This window comes from Micromonospora sp. WMMA1998 (assembly GCF_027497375.1).
Classification (GTDB): Bacteria; Actinomycetota; Actinomycetes; order Mycobacteriales; family Micromonosporaceae; genus Micromonospora; species Micromonospora sediminicola.
The window spans coordinates 809,648-834,318 of the sequence record NZ_CP114911.1 but is presented as its reverse complement, the minus strand read 5'-3'; the positions used below and the strand labels follow the sequence as shown (position 1 = coordinate 834,318).

19 protein-coding genes are annotated in these 24,671 nt (G+C 71.8%); 12 read left to right on the top strand and 7 right to left on the bottom strand.

Annotated elements, in window-relative coordinates:
* Positions 1-159: 159 nt before the first annotated feature.
* Both O7600_RS03265 and O7600_RS03260 read left to right on the top strand, forming a co-directional pair.
* Positions 160-1,527 (top strand): pyridoxal-dependent decarboxylase, encoded by a 1,368-nt coding sequence (locus O7600_RS03265; RefSeq protein WP_281592218.1) that lies wholly within the window; start codon positions 160-162, stop codon positions 1,525-1,527.
* Between the two features lie 28 nt (positions 1,528-1,555).
* Positions 1,556-1,798, top strand: coding sequence for a hypothetical protein (locus O7600_RS03260; protein ID WP_281592217.1), 243 nt, complete (start codon positions 1,556-1,558; stop codon positions 1,796-1,798).
* Between the two features lie 141 nt (positions 1,799-1,939).
* On the opposite strand, the gene O7600_RS03255 is transcribed toward O7600_RS03260, so the two are convergent.
* The gene (locus O7600_RS03255) at positions 1,940-2,323 is read right to left on the bottom strand and encodes a hypothetical protein (protein ID WP_281592216.1); all 384 of its coding nucleotides are present in this window, start codon (positions 2,321-2,323) and stop codon (positions 1,940-1,942) included.
* 234 nt (positions 2,324-2,557) lie between these two features.
* Between O7600_RS03255 and O7600_RS03250 the strand changes: the two genes are divergently transcribed.
* The 7 genes from O7600_RS03250 (at position 2,558) to O7600_RS03220 (ending at position 8,686) form a co-directional block, all read left to right on the top strand.
* Positions 2,558-5,479, top strand: a complete 2,922-nt coding sequence (locus tag O7600_RS03250) for an MXAN_6230/SCO0854 family RING domain-containing protein (protein ID WP_281592215.1) — start codon at positions 2,558-2,560, stop codon at positions 5,477-5,479.
* Positions 5,480-5,510: 31 nt separating this feature from the next.
* Entirely contained in the window at positions 5,511-5,909 is a 399-nt protein-coding gene (locus tag O7600_RS03245) for a YbaB/EbfC family DNA-binding protein (RefSeq protein WP_281592214.1), read from the top strand.
* Positions 5,896-6,216 carry a type VII secretion target gene (locus tag O7600_RS03240; RefSeq protein ID WP_281592213.1) on the top strand — a complete coding sequence of 107 codons (321 nt, stop codon included), beginning with the start codon at positions 5,896-5,898 and terminating at the stop codon, positions 6,214-6,216. Before O7600_RS03245 ends, O7600_RS03240 begins: the two co-directional genes overlap by 14 nt.
* A complete protein-coding gene (locus tag O7600_RS03235; protein ID WP_281592211.1) occupies positions 6,213-7,514 on the top strand; it encodes a hypothetical protein in 1,302 nt (433 codons plus the stop codon). Before O7600_RS03240 ends, O7600_RS03235 begins: the two co-directional genes overlap by 4 nt.
* A gap of 13 nt (positions 7,515-7,527) precedes the next feature.
* Positions 7,528-8,001, top strand: a complete 474-nt coding sequence (locus O7600_RS03230; RefSeq protein WP_281592210.1) for a hypothetical protein — start codon at positions 7,528-7,530, stop codon at positions 7,999-8,001.
* A gap of 130 nt (positions 8,002-8,131) precedes the next feature.
* Entirely contained in the window at positions 8,132-8,416 is a 285-nt protein-coding gene (locus O7600_RS03225) for a hypothetical protein (RefSeq protein ID WP_281592209.1), read from the top strand.
* A gap of 54 nt (positions 8,417-8,470) precedes the next feature.
* The gene (locus O7600_RS03220; protein WP_281592208.1) at positions 8,471-8,686 is read left to right on the top strand and encodes a DUF4926 domain-containing protein; all 216 of its coding nucleotides are present in this window, start codon (positions 8,471-8,473) and stop codon (positions 8,684-8,686) included.
* Between the two features lie 364 nt (positions 8,687-9,050).
* Here O7600_RS03220 and O7600_RS03215 read toward each other — a convergent pair whose 3' ends face one another.
* The 5 genes from O7600_RS03215 to O7600_RS03195 all read right to left on the bottom strand — a co-directional run bounded on the left by O7600_RS03215 (position 9,051) and on the right by O7600_RS03195 (position 20,238).
* Positions 9,051-9,275 (bottom strand): hypothetical protein, encoded by a 225-nt coding sequence (locus O7600_RS03215; protein WP_281592207.1) that lies wholly within the window; start codon positions 9,273-9,275, stop codon positions 9,051-9,053.
* Between the two features lie 223 nt (positions 9,276-9,498).
* Positions 9,499-15,441 carry a DUF4011 domain-containing protein gene (locus tag O7600_RS03210; protein WP_281592206.1) on the bottom strand — a complete coding sequence of 1,981 codons (5,943 nt, stop codon included), beginning with the start codon at positions 15,439-15,441 and terminating at the stop codon, positions 9,499-9,501.
* A 117-nt stretch (positions 15,442-15,558) separates the two neighbouring features.
* Positions 15,559-16,134, bottom strand: a complete 576-nt coding sequence (locus O7600_RS03205) for a hypothetical protein (RefSeq protein ID WP_281592205.1) — start codon at positions 16,132-16,134, stop codon at positions 15,559-15,561.
* 45 nt (positions 16,135-16,179) lie between these two features.
* Positions 16,180-19,638, bottom strand: coding sequence for a protein kinase (locus O7600_RS03200; protein WP_281592204.1), 3,459 nt, complete (start codon positions 19,636-19,638; stop codon positions 16,180-16,182).
* 9 nt (positions 19,639-19,647) lie between these two features.
* Entirely contained in the window at positions 19,648-20,238 is a 591-nt protein-coding gene (locus tag O7600_RS03195; RefSeq protein WP_281592203.1) for an SAVMC3_10250 family protein, read from the bottom strand.
* A gap of 192 nt (positions 20,239-20,430) precedes the next feature.
* On the opposite strand from O7600_RS03195, the gene O7600_RS03190 reads away from it, so the two are divergent.
* The 3 genes from O7600_RS03190 to O7600_RS03180 all read left to right on the top strand — a co-directional run bounded on the left by O7600_RS03190 (position 20,431) and on the right by O7600_RS03180 (position 23,927).
* Positions 20,431-20,766: a nucleotide pyrophosphohydrolase gene (locus O7600_RS03190; RefSeq protein ID WP_281592202.1), complete on the top strand. Its 336-nt coding sequence runs from the start codon at positions 20,431-20,433 to the stop codon at positions 20,764-20,766.
* Positions 20,767-20,893: 127 nt separating this feature from the next.
* Positions 20,894-22,807, top strand: a complete 1,914-nt coding sequence (locus O7600_RS03185; protein WP_281592201.1) for a DUF2075 domain-containing protein — start codon at positions 20,894-20,896, stop codon at positions 22,805-22,807.
* Positions 22,808-22,907: 100 nt separating this feature from the next.
* Entirely contained in the window at positions 22,908-23,927 is a 1,020-nt protein-coding gene (locus O7600_RS03180) for a hypothetical protein (RefSeq protein ID WP_281592200.1), read from the top strand.
* A 53-nt stretch (positions 23,928-23,980) separates the two neighbouring features.
* Here the strand turns inward: O7600_RS03180 and O7600_RS03175 are convergent, their stop codons facing one another.
* The gene (locus O7600_RS03175; protein WP_281592199.1) at positions 23,981-24,655 is read right to left on the bottom strand and encodes a GntR family transcriptional regulator; all 675 of its coding nucleotides are present in this window, start codon (positions 24,653-24,655) and stop codon (positions 23,981-23,983) included.
* Positions 24,656-24,671: the final 16 nt, after the last annotated feature.

The following is a 24,671-nucleotide window of genomic DNA, read 5'->3' as shown; positions in this document are numbered from 1 at the left end:
CTCGTCGGCGGGAAAGCCACCGACGGTCCGTCCAGTCCACACAATCGCAGGAGCCGACGGGTGAGCCAGCGGTCACGGACGTCACTCAACACTCACTCCGAGTGCCACCACCGCCCGTCGGCGCCGGCGGCGCCCCGACGACGGCGCTAGGGTGCGGCGATGGACGAGCTGAGGCACCTGTTCCACCGGGCCGCCGACCACGCGGCCGACTACCGGCGGTCGCTGCCGGCCCGACCGGTCGGGCCGCCGGTCGACCAGACCGCGCTCACCCGCGCGTTCGCCGTTCCGCTGCCGGCCGCGCCGACCCCGCCCGAGCAGGTGCTCGCCGAACTGGTGGCCGCCGCCGAACCGGGACTCGTGGCCACCGCCGGGCCGCGCTACTTCGGCTTCGTCGTCGGCGGCGCCTTGCCGGCCGCGACCGCCGCGGACATGCTGGCCGCCGGGTGGGACCAGATCGCGTTCAACCCGGTCACCTCCCCCGCCGCGGTGGCCGCCGAGACGGCCGCCGGCGACTGGCTCAAGGACCTGCTCGGCATCCCGGCGGCCGCGTCGGTCGGCTTCGTCACCGGCGGGCAGGCGGCCAACACCGCCGGCCTCACCGCCGCCCGCCACCGGGTGCTCGCCGACGCCGGCTGGGACGTGGAACGACGCGGCCTGATCGGCGCGCCAGCGGCCCGGGTCTTCGCCGGTGCCGAACGGCACGCCACCATCGACCGGTCGCTGCGGCTGCTGGGCCTCGGCACCGACGCGCTGCGCCCGGTGCCGACCGGCCCGCAGGGCGCGATCGACCCGGACGCGCTCGCGGCGGCGCTGCGCGAGGCCGGACCCGGCCCGACAATCGTCTGCCTCCAGGCGGGCAACGTGAACACCGGCGCGTGCGACGAGCTGCGCCGGGCGTGCGACCTGGTCCACCGGCACGGCGGCTGGGTCCACGTCGACGGCGCGTTCGGGCTGTGGGCGGCCGCCAGTCCGGCCACCCGCCACCTGGTCGACGGGCTGGCGGCGGCCGACTCGTGGGCCTGCGACGGCCACAAGTGGCTGAACCTGCCGTACGACACCGCGTTCGCGTTCTGCGCCCACCCGGACACGCACGCGGCCGCCATGTCGTACGCGGCCGCGTACCTCGTGGGTTCCGGCGGCGTGCCGGCGGGCGCGGACCTGACCGCGGAGTCCTCCCGCCGCGCCCGCGGCTTCGCGGTCTGGGCCGGCCTACGGGAGCTGGGCCGCGACGGCGTCGCGGAGCTGGTCGAGCGGTGTTGCGCGCTGGCCCGCCGGTTCGCCGGCGGGTTGACCGCGGCCGGGTTCGAGGTGGTAAACGACGTCGTGCTCAACCAGGTACTGGTCGGGTTCGGCGACGACGCGCGCACCGACCGGGTGGTGGCCGCCGCGCAGGCCGACGGGACGTGCTGGGTGGGCGGGACGACGTGGCGGGGGCGACGGCTGATGCGGATCTCGGTGTCGAACGCGACCACGACGGAGGCGGACGTGGACCGGACGGTGGCGGCGCTGGTCCGGCTGGCCCACTGAGCGGGCGACGGGATGGTTCACTGACGCCGTGACGTGGCGACGGGCTGCCTGTGCGGCGGTGGTGCTGGTGGTGGCCATGAGGGCCGTCGGCGGATGGCGCTGGTGGCACCAGCGTCCGCCCTACGGACCGGAGGCGCTGCACCTGCGCTCGTCGCTGCAGTTCGTCAGCTACGACGAGGCGCGGGCCGCGCTCGGGCCGGCGTACCAGGCGCCGGTGGCGTCCGACGGTGACCAGCTGGTCCTGGGCCGGGTGTCGTTGGCGCTGGTCTAGATGGGACCCGACGGGCAGGTCTACTGGGCCCAGCGGCTCCAGGGCTGAACCACTGCCCTTCCTCCGCCTCCATCCCGCCGGGCCGGTCATCGCCCCCTCCAAGCGGCGGGCGCAGCAGGTGTCGGCCGTCCGTCCTCCCGGTCACGCCACTCGTCCGCCGCGGATAGGGCCGGTCGGGACATACACGGAGCACGGCCCGGCCGACGGGGCGAGGAAGTCGAAGTAACGGAGGATCACCATCCGGGCCTCGTCGTGCGAGTAGGTCGCTCCGGACGGCATCGGCCCGAGGCTCTCCACAGTGACGGCGGTGGGCGTGCAGCGCACCACGGCGGAGTTCCCCTCGTACTCCTCGTAGTCGGAGCGGCCGGACACCACGTCGTCGATGCACTGCAGGAGTTGCAGACAGTCCGGAGCGTAGGTCTGGATGTCGCTGACGAGCTGGGAGGCGAAGGGTCGGAAGCGGGGATCCCCGTTGATCATGGTCGGCGCACCGTTCTCGTTGCGTCCGAACTCGATGTCCGCCATCGCTAGCTCCCGCCGACACGGTCGTCCGCACCCTACCAAGGCGCGGCTCGCGGAAACGCCCAGCGAGACGCCGGCTGGCACGCACCGCCGGTGAAACCGGGCTGAGATCGTCGCCGGACGTCCGTATGATCCATCGCGCGGTGGGCGGCTCCCCGCGGTACTTCCTTCTCACCTTTCCGACGAACCAGTGTCACGACCCTCCGCCCACCGCCTCACACGGGGAGGCGGCAACAGGTGGACGCGCTCGCGGTGGTGCTGCTGCGACGGACCGGCCGGGTTTCGGCGTTCGGCGCCACCGACCCGCCGAGCGACGGCACGGCGTGGGTGACGGCGCTGGAGGCGGATCTGGCCGACCGCGGCTGGGTGCTCCGGCACGACCTGCGCGTCGTCGCGTCCCGCCTGCCGGCGGCGCTGCGGGTCCGCTGGGCCGACTGGCTGCTCGCGGCCGTCGACGACCTGGTGGGCGCGGACCGTCCGATGCTTCCGCTCTACCGTTCGTTCCCCGCCACGCCGCACGACGTGGAGGCGCTCTACGTGCGGCGGCTGCTCACCCACCTGTTCGCCGTGCCCGACGCGCCGTGCGTGCTGTGCGGTCGCGAGGTGGGCGGGGCGCCACTGGACCCGTGCGGGCACGTCGTCTGCCCCGGCTGCTTCCCGCCGGAACAGGTCAGCGCGTGCCCGATCTGCGGCCGGCGGATCGCGCCGGACAACGCCTACCTGCCGCTCGTCGCTCCCCCGGCGCGCCGCCGTCAGTCCACTTCCGACCTCGCGTCGGCCCCACCGCTGCCGGTGCGCCTGATCGGGCACGAGGCCGACCCGGCCGGCGCCGCACGGCGACTCCGCGACGAGCTGGTCAGCCGGCCCGCCGCGCTCAGCGAGGCCGACCGCGCCGACCTGAAGGTGCTCGTCGACGCCACCGCGCCGGGGCGGCTGCACTGGCTGCCCAAGGTGGTGCCGGCCCGGGAGACCCTGGCCACGGTGCTCGCCTGGGCGCTGCACACGGCCGCGCTGCGACCCGGCTACGCCGAGGTGGTCGCCGTCGCCCGGCAGCGCTGGTCGAGCGCCACGGACGCGGCGCGGACGCTGTGGGCGTACTCGGGTGGGGACCCCGGGCTGGTCCTGCCGGCGGCCGACGACGAGCCGGCGGCGTGGCGGCCTCCCGGTGAGCCGGTCGTGACCGTGCCGACCCCCCGGGTCCGCGCCCTGCCGCGGCCGCTGCGCCGCGCGGTGCTGGCGCACCTGGACGACTGCGGCGCGGCCACCGCCGCCGAGGACCTCCGTCGTCATCCGGCGGTGTGGAAGCGGCTCGGCGAGCGACTGCACCCGTACGAGCGGGTGGCCGCGCATCCGGCGGCGGCCGTCGCGTTCGCGGCGCTGCGCGGGACCCGCACCGACCGGGACAGCGCCCTCGGCGCCGCGCTCGTGGCCGCCTGCGCGCGCGAGCCCCGACACCTGCGGCTGACCGACCATCCGGACGGCCGGGTGTCGGTCCGGCTGCGGACCCACGCCGCGCTGGTGGAGGCCGCACTGTCCGGCGACGACGTGGCCGGCGCCGCGCGGCTGCTCACCGAACGGCCGGGCGACCTGTGGCGGCGGGTCGACCACCTGCTGCGCCTCGCCGGCGACGACCCGGCTTCGCGGGAGGCGGTCACCGCCGCGCTGCGCCGCACCGCGGCACGGGTGTCGCCGGGCGTGCTCGCCGCGGTGGCGGCGCAACTGGCCGGCCGCGCCGAGACGGTACGGGCGACCGACGCCCAACTGGCCGCCGCCGAACGGGCCCGCGCGGCGGCCCGGGTCGCGGTCGCCGAGGTGCCCGCCCGGGTGTTCAGCGTCGGGCTGGCCGGCGTGATCCGGGAGGCGGCACGTCACCACCCCGAACTGCTGCCGACGCCACCGTCCCCACCGGACGACGTGCCCACCGACCGGACGCCGGTCGGTGACGGGACCGACGACCGGCAGCCGGTCCTCCGGATGCCCCGGCGGGTCTTCTTTCCCCGGGGTGGCGTGGTCACCACCTGGACCGAGCCGGAACGACGTCCCCCGCTGGCGCCGGCCGCGATCGGCGCGGTCCGTACGCTGGTCGACGCGGAGCTGACCTCCCGGGCCGGCCACCTCGACCGGTACGACCTCGCGGTCCTCGACGCCACCCTCGCCGACGTGCCCGCGCCGATGCGCGAGCGGGCCGCGTCCGAGCAACTGGCCGGCTGGCCCCGGGGCAGCGTCCGGGCGCTGCCCGACGCCGACGTGCTGCGTCTGTTCCTGCACTGGGCGCAGCCCGACGGCACCCGCGTCGACCTCGATTTGTCCTGCGTCTTCTTCGACGAGGACTGGCACCGGGTCGGGCACTGCGACTACACCCGGCTGCGGTACGCCGGCGACGCCGCCGTGCACTCCGGGGACCTCACCTCGGCGCCCGCCCCGCTCGGTGCCACCGAGTTCCTCGACCTGCGCCTGCCCCGGCTGGCCGAGCGCGGCGCCCGCTACGTGGCCCCGCTGGTGCTCAGCTTCAACGCCGTACCGTTCGAGGCGCTCGACGAGGCGTTCGCCGGTGTCATGCTGCCGCTGACCGACGGCGAGCAGTTCGACGGCGCCCGGGTGATGCAGCGGTTCGACCTGCGCGGCAACGCCCGCATGCTGATGCCGCTCGTGGTGGACCTGCGCACCCGCCGACTGCTGTGGACCGACCTGACGCTGACCGGGCGCGGCTACGGTCACGACGTCGGCCGGCACGGCGACCAGCTCGCCCGGGCCGCCGCCGACCAGTGGGAGCACTTCCTCGGCGGGCACCGTACGACGGTGCTGGACCTGCTCGCCTGGCACGCCGCCGGCCGCGCGGACCGGGTGCTCGTCGGTCATCCCGACGGCACCTATTCGGAGGTGCCGGCGGAGGTGGCGGCCGTGCGCGCCGCCGCGACGACGGGCAGCGGCGCAACCGTCGCCCTACCCGATCCGGCGGGCCTGCGGGTGCTCGCCGGCGCGGTCGACGCGGAGGCCCTGGCCCGGATGGTCCCGACGAGCGCGGTCGGAGCGGGGTCCACGGCGGTGACGGTGACCGGCCTGCCGGGCGCACAGTGGACGGCCGCCGGACCGGCGGAGGTGCTCGGCCTCCTGGGCGCTCGCGGGGACAGTACGGAGCGCGACGAGTTGGTAGCGTGACGGTCACCGGTGTCCCTTGGGGAGGGTGGCCATGTGGGCGGACGAGGCCGCGCTGGACGCGGCGACGCGTCGGCTCGACGAGTGGGAGTCGTCCCTCGCCGACCGGGCCGCGCGCGCCCGTGACCTGTCCGCCCGCACTCAGGCGCTGACCGGCACCGCCCGCAGCGCCGACGGCCTGATAGAGGTCACCGTCGACCAGACCGGTGCGCTGGCCGACCTCCGGCTGGACGAGCGCACCCGGCAGCACTCCGCCGCCCACACCGCCCGACAGATCCTGGCGACAACCCGGGCGGCCCGCGTCGACCTGCTGCGGCAGCTCACCAAGGCGACCACACAGGCCCTCGGCGACGACCCGGCCGCACGCGCGATCGTCGAGAGCCACCGGCGGCGGCTCGACCCCGACCAGGGCCCGCCGGATGCCGGGCGGTGAGGGCCTCCAGGTCGACCCGGACGACCTGACCGCCCACGCCGCCCACCTGCACCGCTGTGCCGACCGCGTTGACACCGCGCGCGGCGCCGGGCAGCAGGTCCGGTTGAGCGCCGACGCGTACGGGCAGCTCTGCGTGATCATTCCGCTCCTGCTCGACGGCCTCCAGCGCACCCTGACCGACGGCATCGGCACCGCGGCCGCCTCGGTGCGCGACACCGCCGACAAGGTCCGCGCCGGCGCCGAACGCTACCGCGCCTCCGACGCCCACGCCGCGCACCTGCTGGACCAGGTGCGGCCCTCGCGGTGACGACCAACCCACTGGTCGCCACCGCGACGGACACCGGCCCCAGCGCCTGGGCCGGCGTGTGGATCTGCGAGGACATCGAACTCATCGCCCAAGGCGTCCGTAGCGGCAGCTGGATCGACGGCAGCCTCGGCGTGGTCAGCGCCGGCCTGGACGCGCTCGCGTTGGTGTCCGACCCCGCCGGAGCGCTTCTCCAGTACGGCATCGCCTGGCTGATCGAGCACGTCCGGCCGCTCAGCGAGGCCCTGGACTGGCTCGCCGGCGACCCGGCCGAGATCACCGCGCACGCCCAGACCTGGCGCAACGTCGCCGCGTCACTGGGCGAGGACGCCGCCGAGCTGGCTCATGCCGTCCGCACCGAGGTCGCCGGCTGGACCGGGACCGCCGCCACCGGCTACCGCCGCTGGGCCGGCGAGCAGCAACAGGCGATCACCGGGCTGGCGCAGGGCGCCGAGGCCATGGCCGCGATCACCGAGGGTGCCGCCGGCCTGGTCGCGGCCGTGCGACTGCTGGTCCGCGACGCCATCGCCGCCTGCGTGTCCCGCCTGATCGTGTACGCGACGGAACTGGTCGCCACGGCCGGGCTCGCGACGCCACTGGTGGTGGAGCAGGTGACCACCACGGTGGCGTCGTGGGCGGCGCGGATCGCGCGGCTGGTGCGAGGGTTGTTGGCGAGCCTGCGGCGGTTGATGCCGGAGGTGCGACGACTCGGCGACCTGATCGAGAAGCTGAAGGAGGCGCTCGGACGGCTCATCCCCCGCCGCCCGCCGGAAGGTTCGGGGAATGGCCCGTCCGACCCCCGTGATGGCGATTCTAGGCCTCGATCTCTCGATTTCGACCCGGGCAAGCAGCACGGGCCGCTCGGGGTTGACTTCCGTCCGGGAGTGGACGACCCTCGCGGCCTGTTCGAAGAGAAGGAGCGCGCCATCGCCGACCGCCTCGGCGACGAGGGCGACATGGTTCACCCCAGAGAGCGAAACGACGGTGTATACAAGCTCAAGAATCCAGACGCAATGGTGCGGTCCGGGCCGGGTGATCCTGGGGTCGTCACCGAGTTCAAGACGCTCGAAGTCTCCAGTAGCGAATCGGTTCGCCGTAACATCTTGACAGCAGGCAAGCAGGTGGCTCAGACCGGAGGCGGCGACCTGGTCATCGACGGCCGCGCGGTGGGTCTGAGTGAGGAGGATGCGCGGCGGGGCTTTGCCCGAGCGCTTGGGCAGCATCACCAACACGGCAGCGCCCTGCCTGGTCAGGTTCGCATCGTTCTGGGCGACAATCGAATACTTACACTTCCTGAATGATCACGGTGCTCACATGTCTACCTTGGAACACATATTCATCCATACGCAGGACCCACTTGGCAGGGTCGCTGACCGGATCGCCTCAACCGTCGGCATGAAGACCTCAGTCGGGCCCGAAAATGCGATCTATCTCAGCCGTCCCGCCCAATGCGATCCGAGTCGGGAAGTCGGCGGTGAGGTCGCCCTCAACTACCTCGCCTATCCATCCGATGTGCCTGAGGAACAGTCCCTCCTGGATGCCTACGAAATCATGTGGGACTTCGGATACACCGGCAGGAACCGTGACATCCAACTAACCGAGGCCCGCAAGGTCTTCGAGCAACTCTCCGCCGCACGACTGTGGCCAGCGGCGTTGGTCGGAGGTCTCGACTCTCTGGTTGCTGCTTGGGATCCCAACCTGGGGCTCACCTGGTTTCCGCCGGGCACCTCGCCCGATGCGGTCGACAGCCCTGCCTGGCAAGGCTATCTGGCCCACCTGAAGGCCTGAAGTCCGCTCACTACACTGGATGCCCGGCGGGGGTTCGGCCCGGGATCACCGGCGGATCGGTGCCGAAGCGAGGAGGACTAGCGCACACACTGGAGCACGAAAGGGTCCGGTCAGGCCGGAGATGGGTTTGATGGCTGCCTTTGACGACTGGCTCGACGCCTATAACGTCTTCTACCGCGCCCTACCTGCGACGTTCGATCCACCCTGCCGCAACTGCGACCACCGCACTCTACGTATGGTGTTCACGGGCCCCCCGGCCGCCGGATATGGCTACGTCTCATTCTGGTGCGACACCTGTCTCGAGGGCATCCACGTGTCCCGTGCGCCAGTTCCCGCCGGTGTGGCAGCACGGCCGATCGACGCACCCGACGAGGAACGCGGTCGAGACATCCCGAACTATCGTCTGGTGACGTAGTGGAGGCCGGCGTGACCGCCCTTCGCTGATCATCACCATTCTCGTTCCGACGAAGTGAGGACACGCGCGGAGCTGCAGGACCTGGTCGAACTCAGGGCCGCCGTTCCGGAGGAGAACCTGCCCGCCGGGGCGGTCGGTACCATCGTGCACATGTTCCACCGGCCCGAGTTCGCCTATGAGGTGGAGTTCATCGACGAGGACGGCCGGATGCTGAGCAGCCTGGCTCTCACCCCGGACAAGATCCGACAGGCCGGGGCTGCCGACCTCTGACAGCAGCACTGACCCGGCCTCCCGGAGGACGACATGCCCTTCCCTCGGTACCGGGATCACCTGAGCCCCGGACGGTAACGACATGGGCATGATGGTGATCGCCCGGCGGGTCGAAGCCCCGGGGGGACGAGGTGCGCTACGAGTTCGGGTTCGGGGACAGGTTCGACCGCACTCTGGTCATCGATCCACGAACATCGGAGGCGCGTGTCGAGGATGGTGCCTTCGATGCCGCCGCCAGCGCCATCACTGCCAAGGTCGTCAACTTCTGGCGGGAGCGCGGGACTTCCCGCAACGAATGCTCTTCGCCAGTTAGCCACGCACTGGCCGGGACCGGGTGGATGGCGACGCGGGAGCTACCCCTCGGTCATGGCCAGGTGGGCGGGGGTGAACCGAACGCGCGGCGGCCGGCACGCACAGCCAGCGTGGCGAGAGCGGCGTTCGCGCCGCCACCGATCAACGCACCGATACCGAACGGCGCCACGCGGCCGAGGACGATGATTCCCTGCTTGGTCCCGTACTTGGTGACGAAGTGCTTCCCCAGGACCTTGTTGATCTGCTTCAATGTCTCGCTGGGCACCTTCGCGACCACCTGACGTCCCCAGTGCTGCCCGGTGCGCTCGGCGACCTTGCTGATGGGGCGGAGCCGGATCCGCCGAGCATGATCCCCATGACGATTGTTCGGCGACGTTCGATCTCGTCGATGCGGACTCCGTGGACTTCCGCGATCAAGAGCGCGAAGAGGGACGCTGAACAGTCACCGCCGTTGACCTGCTGGGCGAAGCGATCATCGTCCGTTCGACGGCGAAGATGCGTCAGCTCAGCGTGAGGCGCCGCTCCGCGTCGAACCGGACCCGGCCGCTGGTCACCGCCACGTGCAGGCCGTACCGCAGCAGGCGGTCGATCTTCTCGGTGCGCCGCCGGTAGCCGAGGCGCTCCAGGCCGGCGCGCAGCAGCCGTTCCTCGTCGAGGCTCGGCACACCCTGCAGCACGTCGACGAACGCGTTCGCCACCTCCTCGGGCGGCACCTCCTCGAACGCGCGGTCGTTGCTGAGCTGGGTGACCCGGTACGCCTGCCAGCTGCGCGGATCCGTCCCCTCGGGCCACGCGTAGCGTCCGACCGTCGGATGGTCGTACCAGCGGCGGGCGTCAACGAGCGCGAGCACGGCGAGCCGCCGGTCCTCCCGGGTACGCAGAAAGCCGAACCGCGCCAGCGCCAGGCGGGCGAGGCGATGCTGTTCGACCGGCCCCTCGACCGCGATGATCTCCCGCAACGCCTCGCGGACCAGCCCGCGTACCCGTTGGTCGCTGGTGAGCAGGTCGAGGTCGCCCTGGTCGCCGAGCGGCGTCGGGGCGTACGGGACGAAGGGCCGGACCTCGACGGTGCCGGCAGCCACCGGCGGCGCGGTCGTGGCGGCGCCGGCCGGCGCGGTCACGAGACTCGTCACCGGCGCAGGCGCGACGTCCGTGACCGGCTCGCGGTCCTCCGTCACGCCCGACTCCGACGCGGCGGGCAGGCGCGGCGCCGGCACCTCGGCCTCGTCGGGAGCCGGTAGGGGCTCGGGCTCGTCGGCGCGGGAGACGGCCTCGTCGACCCGGTCGAGCAGGCTATCCCGGTCGCGGAGCCACGCCGGCAGCCAGAACCGGACCACCTCCGGCCAGCCCATGATCTGCCGCAGCAGCGCCGGCGCCGAGTCCCGGTCGGCCACCGTGGGTCGCGCGCTCCACTCGGGGCCGTCCAGCATGACCGCCACCTGCCACCGCGGCGATCCGGGTCGGCGTACGGCGATGTCCACAGTGAAGTCGGACAGGCCGTGCGCGGTGCGCACCTCGTGACCGCGTTCGCGCAGCGCGTCGGCGACCTCGTCGCGGATGCGATTGCGTCGCTCGGCCCGGTCGGTGGCCAGGTCACCCAGCCGGTCGGGGCCGGCCGCCGCCATCTCGCAGTACGCCCGCAGGTGCTGGGTGCCGACCGCGGAGGTGCGGGACAGGTCGATGTCGGACGGGTCGAACGAGGAGTAGAGCACGACCTGCCGGCGGGCGCGGGTGATCGCGACGTTGAGCCGGCGCTCGCCGCCGACCTGGCTGAGCGGGCCGAAGTTCAGCGGGAGCTGTCCGGTTTCCGGGTTGGTGGAGAAGGCCAGCGAGAACAGCACGACGTCCCGCTCGTCACCCTGCACGTTCTCCAGGTTCTTCACGAAGATCGGCTCGGCGACGGCGCCGGAGAGGTGTTCCCGGACGATCGGGTCGCCGCTGTCCTCCAGCAGGTTGAGGATGAGATCCCGCTGCTGGATGTTGAAGGTGACCACGCCGATCGACTGCCCGGCGGTGGCCGGGTCGTGCAGGCGCCGGGTGATGTCGGCCAGGACGGCCCGCGCCTCGACCTCGTTGGTTCGGGTCCCGCCGCGGTCGTACCGGCCGTCGACCCGCCGCCAGGTGATGCCGGCGGAGCTGCTGGCGCCGGGTGACGGGAGGCTGGAGAGCTTGTTGTCGTAGTAGTAGCGGTTGGAGAACGCGATCAGCGACTCGTCGTGGCTGCGGTAGTGCCAGGACAGCCACCGCTGCGGCAGCCCGCACTCGACGGCTTCGCTGAGGATGCTCTCCAGGTCCTCCAGCACCGGCGCCTCGCCGTCGGGGACCTCGTCGACGGTGTGGCTGGCCTGCATGATGCTGCTCGGCGGCATCTGCCGGGAGTCGCCGACGATCACCGCGGCGCGGCCGCGTCCCATCGCGCCGACGGCCTCGGCGACGCGGATCTGCGACGCCTCGTCGAAGACGACGAGATCGAACCGCTGGCTCCCCGGGGCCAGGAAGTTCGCCGCCGAGGCGGGGCTGACCAGCACGCACGGCGTCAACGCCAGGACGACGTCCGGGTACAGCTCGAACAACTCCCGGAAGGACCGGCCGCCGCGCTTGCGGCGCAGCTCGGCAGCGAAGTCGGCGAAGTCGGCGAAGCGTCCACGTCGGTCGGTCGGGCTGAAGGGGCGGCGGGCGACCAGCACCGACGGTAGGCGCTCGGGCAGTGCCGAACGCAGCTCGCCGGCGGCGGTCTCGAACTGGGTGATCTCGTCGTCGTGCAGCTCCGGGTCGAAGTACTGCAGGCCGCCGGCCCGCACCCGTTCGGCGAGGGAGGCGGCGGCGACGCCCCGCCGGTACGCCTCCTCGGCGAACTGCCCGGCCACCTCGGCGCGCAGCAGTCGGTCGCGGTAGTCGGTAAGGCCGGCGGAGGCGAGCACGTCGGCGTGGCCGAGCACGGTGGCCCACCGGCGCAGCGGGAACAACTCCTCGGTCCGCAGATCGTGCAGCCAGGTCGCGCCGTCCCGCTGCCAGGCGTCGGCCCAGTGCGCGCCGGCGGCCCAGAGGGCCAGTTCCGGCTCCCCGGACCGCACCACTCCGCGCCAGGCCCGCCAGCGGGCGGCGACCCGGTCGAGCAGGGCGGCGTCGGCGTCGGTGACACCGCGCCGGAACAGCTCCCACGCCTGCGGATGGCGGGCCAGCAGCGCACGGCCGACGCGGGTCGCCTCGATCGACTCGGCGAGCCGACGCGGCGCGTCCGGGTCGGTGGGCAGCCACCCGGGCAGGTGCAGGCCACCCAGCGCGACCGCCTGCCGGTGCAGGGCCGCAGCCTGCGCCTGCGCGGCGACCAGCCGCCCGGTGGTCACCTCGACCTGCTCGGCGTCGAGCGTCGCGCCGGCGACCAGGTTCACGGCCAACCGGTCGACGACGGCCTGCCGCCGTTTGCGCTTACCGAAGACCTTCTTCGCCGCCTCCTGCGCCTCGGCGTGCCACCCCGCCAGCTCCGGGCGCGCGTACACGTCCGGTCGGAAGGTGGCCAGCTCGCCGGCGAAACCCTGGTGGAAACCGGCCACCTCGGCCTGGAACCGGGCCACTGCCTCGTCCCAGCGCCGGTCGCCGGCCCGTGCGGTGGTCTCCCGGTCCGGCACCATCCCGCGTACGGCGAGCCAGGCTCCGGCCAGCAGCTCGCCGACCGCCTCCGGGGTGGGCAGCGTCCGCAGCAGCGCGAGCAGCTCGGGGCAGGCGGCGAGGTCGGCGCGGACGCGTTCCAGATCGGCGGCGATCTCGGTGAGGGCCGCGGCGTGCAGCCCGTCGAGGGTGCGACATCCGCTGAGGGACCAGGGGTGCTCGGGGCGGATCCGCGCCGAGCGGGCGGCGGCCGGGAACTCCCGCAGGGTCCGCTCCACGTGCGCCCGCGTCTCGTCGGGCGCGTGCAGGTAGCTCACCGGAATCGGGGCGACCGGCCCGTCCCCGTACGCGAGCACCTGCTCGTACGCCGACCAGAGCGACACGCCGACGGGGTTGGCGGCGTGGACCTGCGCCGGATACTCGGCCAGCGGCGCGAGCCGCGTCCGGTAGGCGGTCTCGACGGCGGTCCAGGTGCCGCCGTCACCCGCGTCGTACTGGTCCAGGGCGTCGCGCAGCTGCTGGCGGATCGCGTTGAGGGACTGCTTGCGCCCGTGCAGGTCGAGCGCGAACGGCCCGAGGCCGACCTGCCGCAGCCGCCGCTTGACGACCTCCAACGCCGCCTGCTTCTCGGCGACGAACAGCACGGACCGGCCGGCCGCGACCGCTCGGGCGATCATGTTGGTGATGGTCTGCGACTTGCCGGTGCCGGGCGGCCCTTCGAGCACGAAGGACTGGCCGCGCTCGGCCATCACGATGGCCTGCATCTGTGAGCCGTCGGCGGGGATGGGCAGGTGCAGGTCCGCCTCGTCGACGGCTTCCGCACCGTGGTCCTCCGGCCGCGCCGGGTCGTCGAACGTCGCCCCGGAGGACTCGACCAGGTGCCGGACGACCGGGTTCTCCAGGAACCGGGGCCAGTGGTCGCCGAGGTCCCGCCACATCTGGAAGGTGGAGAACTGCAGCAGCCGCAGACTGGCCGTCTCGTCGATGCGGTAGTTCAGCCGGTTGTCGACCAGCCCGGCGTTGATCGCCGCGAGGGTCTTCGCCACGTCGATCCCGTGCTCGTCGCGGACCGGCTGTTCCAGCTCCGGGATCCGCACGCCGTGCTTGACCCGCAGCCACTCGACCAGGCAGTGGTTCGGGCTGGCCACCTCCGCGCCGTCGATGACCATCGCGTACGGGCGGCGGCCGGTGCCGCCCTCGATGCGCACCGGCAGCAGGAACAGCGGGGCGTACGCCTCTCCCCCGGTCGCCCGGGGGTGCACGAGCGTGCCGATGGTCAGGTAGAGGTAGTTGCTGCCGGTCTCCTGCTCCATGGTGCGCGCCTCGCGCTGGATCGCCCGCATGGCGGTCTTGTAGCGCGCCTCGGTGACCGCGCCGTAGACCCGCCGGTCGGTGCGAAGTTCCCGGGTGAGGATGTCGGCGTCCAGGTCCTGCGCCCGGCGGGCGCCGGCCAGCTCGTGGACGTGGCTGATGTCGTCCTGCGGGATGACCTGCACCTGGCGGCCGTCGTGGATGAGGTCGTCGAGCAGGGCCAGGGCGCCGGCCGGCACGTGCAGGTCCAGGCCACGGCCCCGCTTGGGCAGGTTGAGCAGCGGGTTGCGCAGGCTCAGGTCGAGCAGGGACTTGCGCCACTGCTGGACCCGCGCCGGTGAGCCGTCGGAGGGCTGAGGCACCTCCTCGCCGTCGTCGGCGAGTTGGCGCAGCTTGGCGGCGGCCACCCCGGCCGGCAGGTCCAGCGACGCCTCGGCGGTCGGGTCGGTCGCCGGAGCGGCGTCGACCGGCGCGACCACCTCGTCGGTCGACGGCAGCGACCGGATGCCCGAGCGGTGAGCCAGGTGGACGTCGACCACGCCCTGTAACCGGTGACCCTCACCGCGGAAGTGGCCGAGCCCGACCCGCACCGCCTCGGTGAACGTCGCGGTCTGCGCGCCGGGCCCGATGCGGGTCAGCTCGACCGGCACGGAACGGCCGGAGTCCACCATCGAGATCAACAGGTTCGTCTCGGTGACCGAGGCGGCGCTGAGCCGCTCCTCCTCCAGCAGGAAGCCGCCGAACGCGTGTCCCGTCGCGATGAAGACGAGCGGGTGCAGGCCGGCCGCCTCCAGGCAGGCGGCGTAGGTCACCGACAGGTCGAGGCAGTTGCCGAGCCGCCCGTCCAGCACCGCCGCCGTCGTCCGGACCTTCTGACCGCTGTTCTCGAACGACGCCGGCAGCGTCTGGTAGTGGATGTCGAGACCGCGCAGCGCCTCGTAGACCGCGCCGGCGATGAGCGCCGCCCGCTCCGCGCCGTCCTGGTAGCCCTGCAACGACCCGGAGCCGGTACGCGCCAGCAGGAGCCGCGCCGCCGACCGCAGCACCGCCTCCACCGCCCGGGTGTTCGGCTGCACGAATGCGGCCAGGCTGTCGTAAAGGGCCGGGCTGTTGAACCACTCGTTGTGCGCGAGCACCCGCGACGGGGCGTTGAGGCTCAGCGGTGTGCCGTTCGCCTCGACGGTCAGGCGGTAGTCGACCGGGAACGCCTCGTCCGTGCGATGGAGCAGCGCGCGGTCGGGGGTGACGTCCCGGAAGTCGTCCCAGCCGGTGCTCGCCCCCGGCCGCAGCGGCCCGCCGAGGGTACGCGTCCACGGCTCGGTCAGAGCGCCGTCGGGGCCGACCAGGTCCAGCGTCACCGTCACGTCCGTCAGCGGCTCGGCGCCACGGTTGGTCAGCGTGAGGTGCCGGACCAGCGGCACCCGGTTGTGCACCAGGGCGGCGTTGATCGCCGGCTGGACGAGCAACGCGACGGCGAGCTGGTCGTCGTCGGCGGTGAACTGCGCGAAGACGCTGTCGGACATGGGCGTTACTCCAGGTGGCGAGGCCGGGAAGCGCCCAGCCTAGCGGTCGGCCGCTGGGCGGCGGCTCCCCCGGCCGATCTTGGTTGTCGTACCGCTCGGGCAGGAGGTGCGCCATGTCTACCGCTCGGGGATGGAGACCCCGTCGGCGTCGAGCGGTGAGCCGTCCAGGGCGCGGTCGGTCTCGACCGCGGTCAGTTGCACGATCACGTTGCCGTCGGTGTCAGGGAAACGGCTGAACCTCATCAGGACGAATCCCGACCGCTTGTTGCCCCGTACGGCGTTGCCGAGGGGCGTCATGCCGACGCCCTCGACGAGCCACTGGTAGACCGGCTGCGCGTCCTCGTCCCGCCAGCCCCTCAACCCGGCCTGGTGAACAGCCAGGGTCAGTTTCTCGGCCAGGTACGCCGGGTCACACACGCTCACGATCGTCAGGTCCAGTTCCTCGAACCGGTGCCCCGCCCCGAACTGCCACCGGACCCGGACCTCCCGGACTCCAGGAGTCAACGGACGCCCGAGGAACATCCAGTGGTAGGTGTCCATCACGGGCGCGTGGATCCTGAGCCAGCTCTCCCGGTCCTTCTCCAGCACGATCCAGGGCGAGGGAACCTCGTTGAACTCGTCGGTCCACACGACCTCGGGGATCTCCCACGCCTCCTGCCAGGACCGGACCCGATCCCGGTTGGCCAGGAACATCGCTCGCAAATCGTCGTGCTGGCGGCGCCTTCCGAACACTGTCGATCACTCCCCGTAGTCCCAGTCGAGGCCCCAGATACGGACGTTGCCCTGATAGTCGCCGGTGACGACGGTGCTGAAGGAGCCGTCGGCACGTACCGTCTTCACCCAGACGAGATGACCGTGCAGCGTGCGGATCCGCCGTCCCGCCCGCAGGTCCCAGACATCGACGGTCTGCTCACCCGGGTCCCCCGCCACGGCGAACGCTCCGTCTTCGGAGATCGCCACATTGTCGATCCCGTAGACGGGATGGTCGGGATCCTCGACGGCCCGCCCGTCGAACACCAGGTGTCCGGTCGCGGCGTGCCAGACGACGAAGCCCTTCTCACCCGCGATGGCGGCGAGGCGACGGCCGCCGGTGAAGGCCAGTCGTGCCGCACAACTGTGCTTGACCCACTGGAGGTCGTACAGCGGGCGCCGGCCGCCGGGGCGCCACGCGGTCAGGCGGGTCATCTCGGCCATCAGCAGCACACCGGAGGCGAACCGGATCTCGGTGTGCGCGTCGACGTGCGAAAAGGTCTTCACCATCTGTCCGGTGTCCATCGACCGGACCTCCACGGTGCTCGTGTCGCCCGTTCGCAGGAGCACAGCGACCAGGCGGGACGTCTCGTCGGCGGTGACACCGTCGATCGTGCCGCGCCCGGTGCGGACCGTGGCGACGCAGGCCGCGGCCTCCAGCGACCACACCGTCGCCAGGCCGTACCCGAATCCGACGGTCAGCAGGTCGCCGGAGAGGTCGAGCGTCGTCTCCCCCTCGTCGCGGGGCAACGCGCCGGCGACCCGGAACCGCGGCTCGAACGTCGCGGTGTCGTGGCAGGCGACCGACCCGTCCGAGTAGCCGATGACCAGGTCACGCCCGCCCCTGGCGAAGCGCAGCGTGGTGGCGGGGTTCCGTTGCTGGGCCACCGAACCCGCCTTCTCGAGCGTCTCCAGGTCGAAGACCTCGACCTCGTCGACGTTGGCGGGGAAGGCGAACAGTCTCCCGTCCTCGCTGACGTCGAAGGTGCCCCGGGTGAGCATGATGTCGGACAGTTCCTGCTCCACCCAGACGCCGGCCAACGCGGTGCGCCGCAGGTCGCGGCCGGCGGCCCGGGACGCACGGCGCAGTCGAGGATGACGGTGGTAGCCCGGAATCGCCCTGGCCTCGCGGATCGCGTCGGCGGCGCGCCGGCGCTCCCCCGCCCGGATCAGCGTGTCGATGTGTGCCATGACCTGCTCGAACGCCCGTTCCTCGTGGGCGAGGACACCGACCGGGCGAGGCGGCGCGTACGACCACGGAGCGAGGTGCCCGCTGAGCGGCATGGGCAGCCGGGACAGCGAGGTCTGGTCGCGGGGAAAGCCCGCCGACTCGGCGATGACGGCGTATCCGCAGTCGCCGCTGAACGCGGCGGCGTCGCGGCGCGTACCCCGCTCCCAGTCCTTGCCGAAGGTGCGGACACACCGGCGGTTGGCCAGTTCGAGCACCTGGAGGTCGCCGGTCCCGGGGTCGAGCAGGGCCCAGCCCGCCCGGCCCGACACGCCGAGCAGGTCGTATCCCATCAGCCAGGAGAGCTCCCACCGTCGCGGTCCGTCCCAGACCCGCATGTCGACCGCCATCAGGGAACGGAACGCGGCCCTCAGAACCGTGGAACCGTCCGCGGCCAGGGCGACCTTCTGGTTGTCGGGCCCCAGCTCGTCGGGAGGCATCTCCAGGCCGCGCATCCGGGTACGCCGCAGCGGCCACCACTGCTCCACCCGGTGATCGACGTCGGAGTGGGCGCGCCCCAGGGAGGCGGAGACGACCACCTCGGCGTCCCGGCCGAGAATGACGCGGGTGACCCTGCCCTCGTGCGGCCGGATGTCGGCGACCGGCTCCCACGTGTCGGCGCGGAGCACGAGCACGCGACCGTCGGCGGTCCCCACGGCCGCGAAGGCACCGTCGGGGCTGAGCGCGACGGCGGTTCCGCCCTCCCACCGGCCGTCGAGATCGGCGGCTCCGTCGGCGAGACGCCACCTCTCGACCACGGAGTCCTGGTAGCAGACGAGGACCCGGGCGCCGGCCTCGTCAACGGCGACGTCGACCGGGGTCCGGCCGGAGCCGCCGAGTTCGGCGACGACCCGGCCCGCGAACGCGTCCCAGATCCGCACCTCGCCCGACTCCTCGGCCACCACCACGTGCGTCGCGTCGTGGTCGCAGGCCATCGCCACGACCCTGCCGGCCGTGCGCCCGAACACCTCCAGGGTGCCCCTCGGCTCCAGCCGGGCGCAGCGTTCGCGCGCGGCCGCGATCTCGGGTGAGCCCGGGTGTTTCCGGTCCGCCTCGGCCAGGTGGCGCGCGGCGGAGACACCGTCGCCGCGTTCCATGTGCACCATGGCGGCCAGGTGGTCCGCCTCCCAGGAGTCGCCGGTGGCGGCCAGCTCCGACAGCAGGGTCTCGTCGGTGACGACGCCGTTGCCCCACCTGATCAGCCCGTGGTTGTAGACCGCGCGGACGTTGTTCGGGTCGATCGCCTTCGCCCGCTCGAACAGCTCGACCGCCCGGTCCTGCTCACCGAGGTCCCACAGCGACAGCGCCTTGTTGGACAGGCCGTCGGCGCGCAGCGACGGCGGGACCCCGTCGGGGTGCGGGTAGGGGTTTCCGGTGGCGTGGGCGTACACGTCCAGGAGGACGGCTTCCGCCTGCGCGGTGTCGCCGACCCGGGACCGGGGATCGGGGTCGAGGCAGCCCGCGAGGAGGTCGCGCAGCGCCGGCGGAAGGTCGTCGCGCAGTTCCGCCAGCGCGTCCGCGCCCTCGTGGCCCCACCGCCAGAGCCGGCGACCGTGCAGCACCTCGATCACCGTCAACGCCCACGACCACATGTCGCTGGCCCGGCCGATCCGGCCCTCCGGGTCGACCTGTTCCGGCGAGCAGTACTGCGGGGTGAAGCCGCCGAGCGTCGCGTACGCCGTCTCGTCGCCACCCGGCGCGGGCGACGAGACGGACGCCTTCGCCTTGGCCGTCCCGAAGTCGGTGACCCGCGCCGTCTCCCCGTCGTACATGACGTTGGACGGCTTGACGTCCTGGTGCACCAGACCCGCCGCGTGGGCGTGCCCGATGCCGCGCAGCATCTGGATCGCCACGTCGAGCGCCCGGGGCAGGTCCCGGCACCGACCGTCCCGGACCGCCGCGGTCAGGTCACCGCCCGCGACCCATTCCGCGAAGATCACCGGGTACGCGCCGACGCGCTGGACATAGTTGCAGCCGACCACGTTCGGGTGCGGGTCGAGCTCGGTCCAGGCCTGCGCCTCCTGCGCGAGCAGGTCGAGGATCCCGGGTGCCGAGGCCAGGTCGGGGCGCGGCGTCTTCACCGCCAGGTCGACGCCCCAGGCGAGGTGATGGGCGCGGTAGACGAAACCCGTACCGCCGGTCTCGACGACCTCCTCGATGCGGAACGTGTCGAGGACGGTCTCCCCCGGCCGCCACCGGATGACCTGCCCCGCGTCCACGCCGAGGCCCTAGTCGACCAGCGCCACGTAGATCGGGCTGCCCAGCAGCGTGCCGTTCGCGCCCGGCTTCTCGGCCAGCCGCTTCGCGACGAACTCGACGCGTTGCGCCGGCCCCGGCAGTGCGGCCCCGATCTGCGCCAACGACTCGTGGAAACGCTCGTGGTCGAACTCGCCCGGGTCGGCTCGCAGTTCCTGAAGCTTGCGGAACAGGTACGGCGGGACCGACCCGACCGGCTCGGCGTCGCCGCCGCCGACCACGTGCGACGCGGAGCCGCCGAGGACGATGACCTGGTCGTCGAGCGTTCCCGCGAAGACCACGATGCCGGCGGTCGGGAAGACCTGCCAGCGCATCTCCAGGCAGGCCTGGACGTAGGGGCGCTCCTCGTCCGCGGCGCCGATCTGGTCGGCGTCCTGGAGGTGCCGAATCACCCGCTCCAGCTTGTCGAGGTCGTGGCGCTCGGGCAGGACCGCCTTGCGGCTGTAGCGGACGACCTTCAGGTCCACGGCGAGTTCGGTCTCGTGCTGCGCGGACGAGGCGACCTGCGCGGCCAGGAGCCCGATCTTGAGATGCGAGAGGTAGAGGTAGTACTTCAGGCTCAAGATGCACTCCGGTTACGGGGAGACGTCCGAAGCCCACCCTACGTGGCGCACGCTCGTGTCGCTGGCCCGCACAATCGACGAAGATCGCCGTCGTGGTCACGCCCACCCGCCCGCACGGCTTGCTCGACGTTCGTCAGCCCGTGACCCGCTGCCTCGTCAGGGCGTCCGGCACATCCGTGGCAGACTGCCGCGGTGGACGACCTGACAGCTCAGGTGCGAGAGTTCGCCGAGGAACGGGACTGGCAACAGTTCCACACCCCCAAGAACCTCGTCATGGCCCTTGCCGGCGAGGTCGGCGAACTGGTGGCCGAGTTCCAGTGGCTGACCCCGGAACAGGCGAACGCCGTGATGGGCGATCCGGAGGCGGGGGCCCGGGTCCGCGCGGAGGTCGGTGACGTCATGATCTACCTGACGCGGCTGGCAGACGTTCTCGGCATCGAGCTTCAGGAGGCAGCCGTCACCAAACTGGCCGAGGTCGCCATCCGCTATCCCGTCGACGAGGTGAGAGGCTCCGCGACGAAGCGGTAGCGGAGCGTGCGAGGAGATGATCTCTTCGATACAGTCCACCCGTACAGGCGCGTAACGACGGGCTTCCGGCCGCAACCGGACAGGCCCCCCATGCGCACGATCACTTCGTGCTGCCCGGGGGCAAGTCTTGTCTGCGTTCCGCACCTCCGCCGACGGCCTGCTGCGCCTCACGACCGACGGTGGCCTGGCCGACCGCATCGCGGACCACATCGGGCACAACGTGAGTGCGGCCGAACGCCGGTCATGGGAGCGCAGTCTCACGGTGCTCGGGCAGGATCTGGCCGACGCCGGCCTGGGTCAGGTGGAGGTACTGGCCGAGTACCAGCTACCGCTGACGAGCAAGCGGGTCGACGTGGTGCTCGCGGGCATGCATCCGAGGACCGCCGACGACTCGTACGTGGTGGTGGAGCTGAAGCAGTGGTCACGGGCCGAGTCCTATGAAGGATCCGACCGGCTGGTGCTGGTCGAGCACGCCCGCGGCCCACGTCTGCACCCCGGTGTGCAGGTCGGGGACTACTGCGAGTACCTGACGGACTTCCTCGGCGTCCTGTCCCACCGTCGTACCCCGATTGTCGGCGCCGCGTACCTCCACAACGCCGTCGACCGGGATGTGAACGACCTCTTCGTGCGGCGGCCCACGGAGCAGAGCCGGATCTTCACCAAGCAGCGCCGTGGGCAGTTCCTCGACTACCTGCGCACCCACTTGGCTCCCGTTCCGGGGGCGGCTGCCGCAGACCGCTTCCTCACCAGTTCTGTCCGCCCGAGCAAGCACCTCCTGTCGTACGCGGCGGCCGAGCTGAAGGTGCGGTCGCACTTTACGCTGCTTGACGAGCAGCGTTTGGCGTACGAGTTGGTGTTGCACGCCGTGGAGCGGGCGCGCGCCGCGGACCGCAAGTCGGTCGTGGTGGTGTCCGGTGGACCGGGCAGTGGCAAGAGCGTGATCGCGCTGTCCGTGCTCGGGGAGTTGGCCCGCCAGCAGCGCTCGGTCATGCACGCCACCGGTTCGCGCTCGTTCACCCAGACCCTGCGCAGGTACGCCGGCAAGGGCTCGACTCGCTTGAAGAACCTGTTCGGCTACTTCAACAGCTTCATGGCCGCTGAGAGGAACGGCCTTGACGTGCTGATTTGCGACGAGGCACACCGGATTCGGGAGACGTCGGTCAACCGCTTCACACCCAAGGCGAAGCGGGACAAGGCTCGCCCGCAGATCGATGAGCTGATCGCGGCCGCGCGGGTGCCGGTGTTCCTCCTCGACGAGCATCAGGTGGTCAAGCCGGGCGAGCTGGGTAGCGTCGACATCATCTCCGCGCACGCGAAGCAACTCAACCTGGAGGTGGAGGTCGTGTCGCTGCACGACCAATTCCGGTGCGGCGGCAGCGAGGCGTACGAGGACTGGGTCCTCGACCTGCTCGGCCTCGACGGCGGCGAGCCGTCGGTATGGACCGGTGACGGTCGGTTCGACCTGCGGCTGGCGGCATCGCCGGACGAGATGGAGGCGTTCCTGCGGGCGAAGCAGGCCGTCGGGGAGACTGCCCGCATGTCCGCAGGCTATTGCTGGCCGTGGAGCGACCCGCGACCAGACGATTTCCTGGTCCCGGACGTGCAGGTCGGTGGCTGGGCTCGACCCTGGAACGTGAAGAGCGACCGTAGCGTCGGTGACGCGCCGGGTAGCGCATTCTGGGCCACCGACCCGAACGGCTTCGGCCAGGTGGGGTGCGTCTACACGGCCCAGGGCTTCGAGTACGAATGGTCGGGCGTGATCATCGGACCGGACCTGATTGCCCGCGACGGCCGGCTGGTGACCCAACGGACCGAGTCGAAAGACCCGGCTTTCCGCAGTCGAAAGCAGCTCAGCGACTTCGAGGCGGACCGGCTGATCCGGAACACCTACAAGGTGTTGATGACCCGAGGCATGCGCGGCACCATCCTCTACTCCACCGACCCCGAGACACGCGCCTATCTGGCTACCTTGGTCCACGTGAAGCGGCTGGTAGAGACGACTTACGAACCTGTCGTCGACGAAGCCACGATGCACGGCTGAAGCGCCCTGGTGCTGAACGCGGGTGCTGGCTAGAGTCGACCATTAAAGGCGGTCCGACAGGCTTTCGAACACGAACATGCCTCCACCGCACGAGCGATTCGTGCATCCGGAGGCAAGATCCTTGTCGGCGTCCTACTACGTCTACGTCGGTGTGGATTCCCTGACGAACTATGAAAGGGGTAAGGCGCGGGGCATCTGGGGTTGGGAGTCCAGCGTGCTTGACCGCGGCGGCGCCGACGACTCGTCGAATCGGGCTGTGGCCCTTCGCATCCGCCCCGACGACTATCTGATTCTGGGGTTCAGTGCTCCCGGTGGTCCCCGTGTCAGCGACCACCAGTTCTTCGCGCAGGACCTGGCTGAAGTCCTGATCACTCGGGTGACGCGTCCCCTCTATCAGTCGGTCGCCGAGGTGTGGGAGGACAAGCCCTATCCCGAACGAGTCGATGTCGACGTCCTACAGACTCTGGAGCAAGTGCAGGGATGGCGGATCGGGCCAGCAGCGATGAGGGCGCTCCGCCTGTCTGGCACCAAGCAAGGCGCACCCGTCGCAGGGGAATCGATGGCCATCACGGCTTTCGAAGACGGGACAGATGGTGACCAGGACGAACTCGACCTGGCTGACGACCTGGATGCCTTGGTGTCCGCCGTACGGCGGCGTGAGCAGCGCCGCCTACGACGGCTCAAGTTCGGCTCACAGGCAGAAGTGATGTGTGATCTCTGCGGGCGGACGCTGCCAGCACGTCTCGTATCGGCGGCACACATCAAGCGACGCGCTGACGCGACGAGGCGGGAACGTCTCAATCCCGACAACATTATGGCAGCCTGCCTATTCGGCTGCGACGCGCTCTTCGAACACGGTCATGTCGTCCCGGACGCCGCCGGAACAATTCGGCTCAACCCCGCCCTGCGGGGAGAACTGCTCGCGGCAGCCCGCCATCTCGCTGGTCGACGATGCGGCGCACACAACCCGCGGTCACGCTCCTTCTTCGAAGCGCACGCCCGCCGGTTCATCCCCGAACGGCTGGACCAGAGGTGGCAGGCGGAGTGGGATGCCGTGGCCGACTCCGCAGCAATGAAGCGGTATTCGGAACCCGAGCGGGGGCGCTCTTCGGTGTCCTGACCGCCGTCACCCCGACGCCCTGACGACGGCACCGGGTACGGGGCGGTACCGCCTCACATGTCGTGACCCGGGCGGATGGAGTGCCACGCCGCCCGGACGTGGCTGCGCATGACCGACTCGGCCCAGTCAGGGTCGGCGGCGCTGAGTGCCGCCACCAGTTCGTGGTGGTGCGCCAGACTACGGCGCAGGGCCTCGGGGCTGTAGTGGGAGAAGGTCCGCCAGACGAGTGGCATCTGGATCACCGAGGAGACGACGCCGGCGAGGCGGCTGTTGTCGGACGCCTCGAGGATCATCCGGTGGAACTGGTTGTTCAGCTCGGTGAGCTGGTCCACGTCGGTCGGTCGTCCGTCCGGCGCGACCTCGTCCATCCGGTGGGCCAGCGCGTCGAGCGCGGCCACGTCGACGGTGCCCGTGGTGGCCGCCAGTCGACAGCCCCAGGGTTCCAGCACCGACCGCAGACTGAAGATCTCGTCGAGGTCGTGGACGCTCCAGGCCTGGACCTGCACGCCGCGGTTGCGTTCGTGGCGGACCAGCCCCTCGGCGGTGAGCCGTCGCAGCGCCTCCCGGACCGGCGTCCGGCTCACCCCGATCGACTCGGCCAGCTCGCCCTCGCGGAGCCACTCGCCGGCCGACCGCTGCCCGGACAGGATCTGGTCCCGGATCAGCCGGTAGGCGTGGTCGGCGGCGTGGCCGTTGTCGGCCTCCCGCAGCCCGGTGCGGTCACTCATGATGCTCCGCACGGTA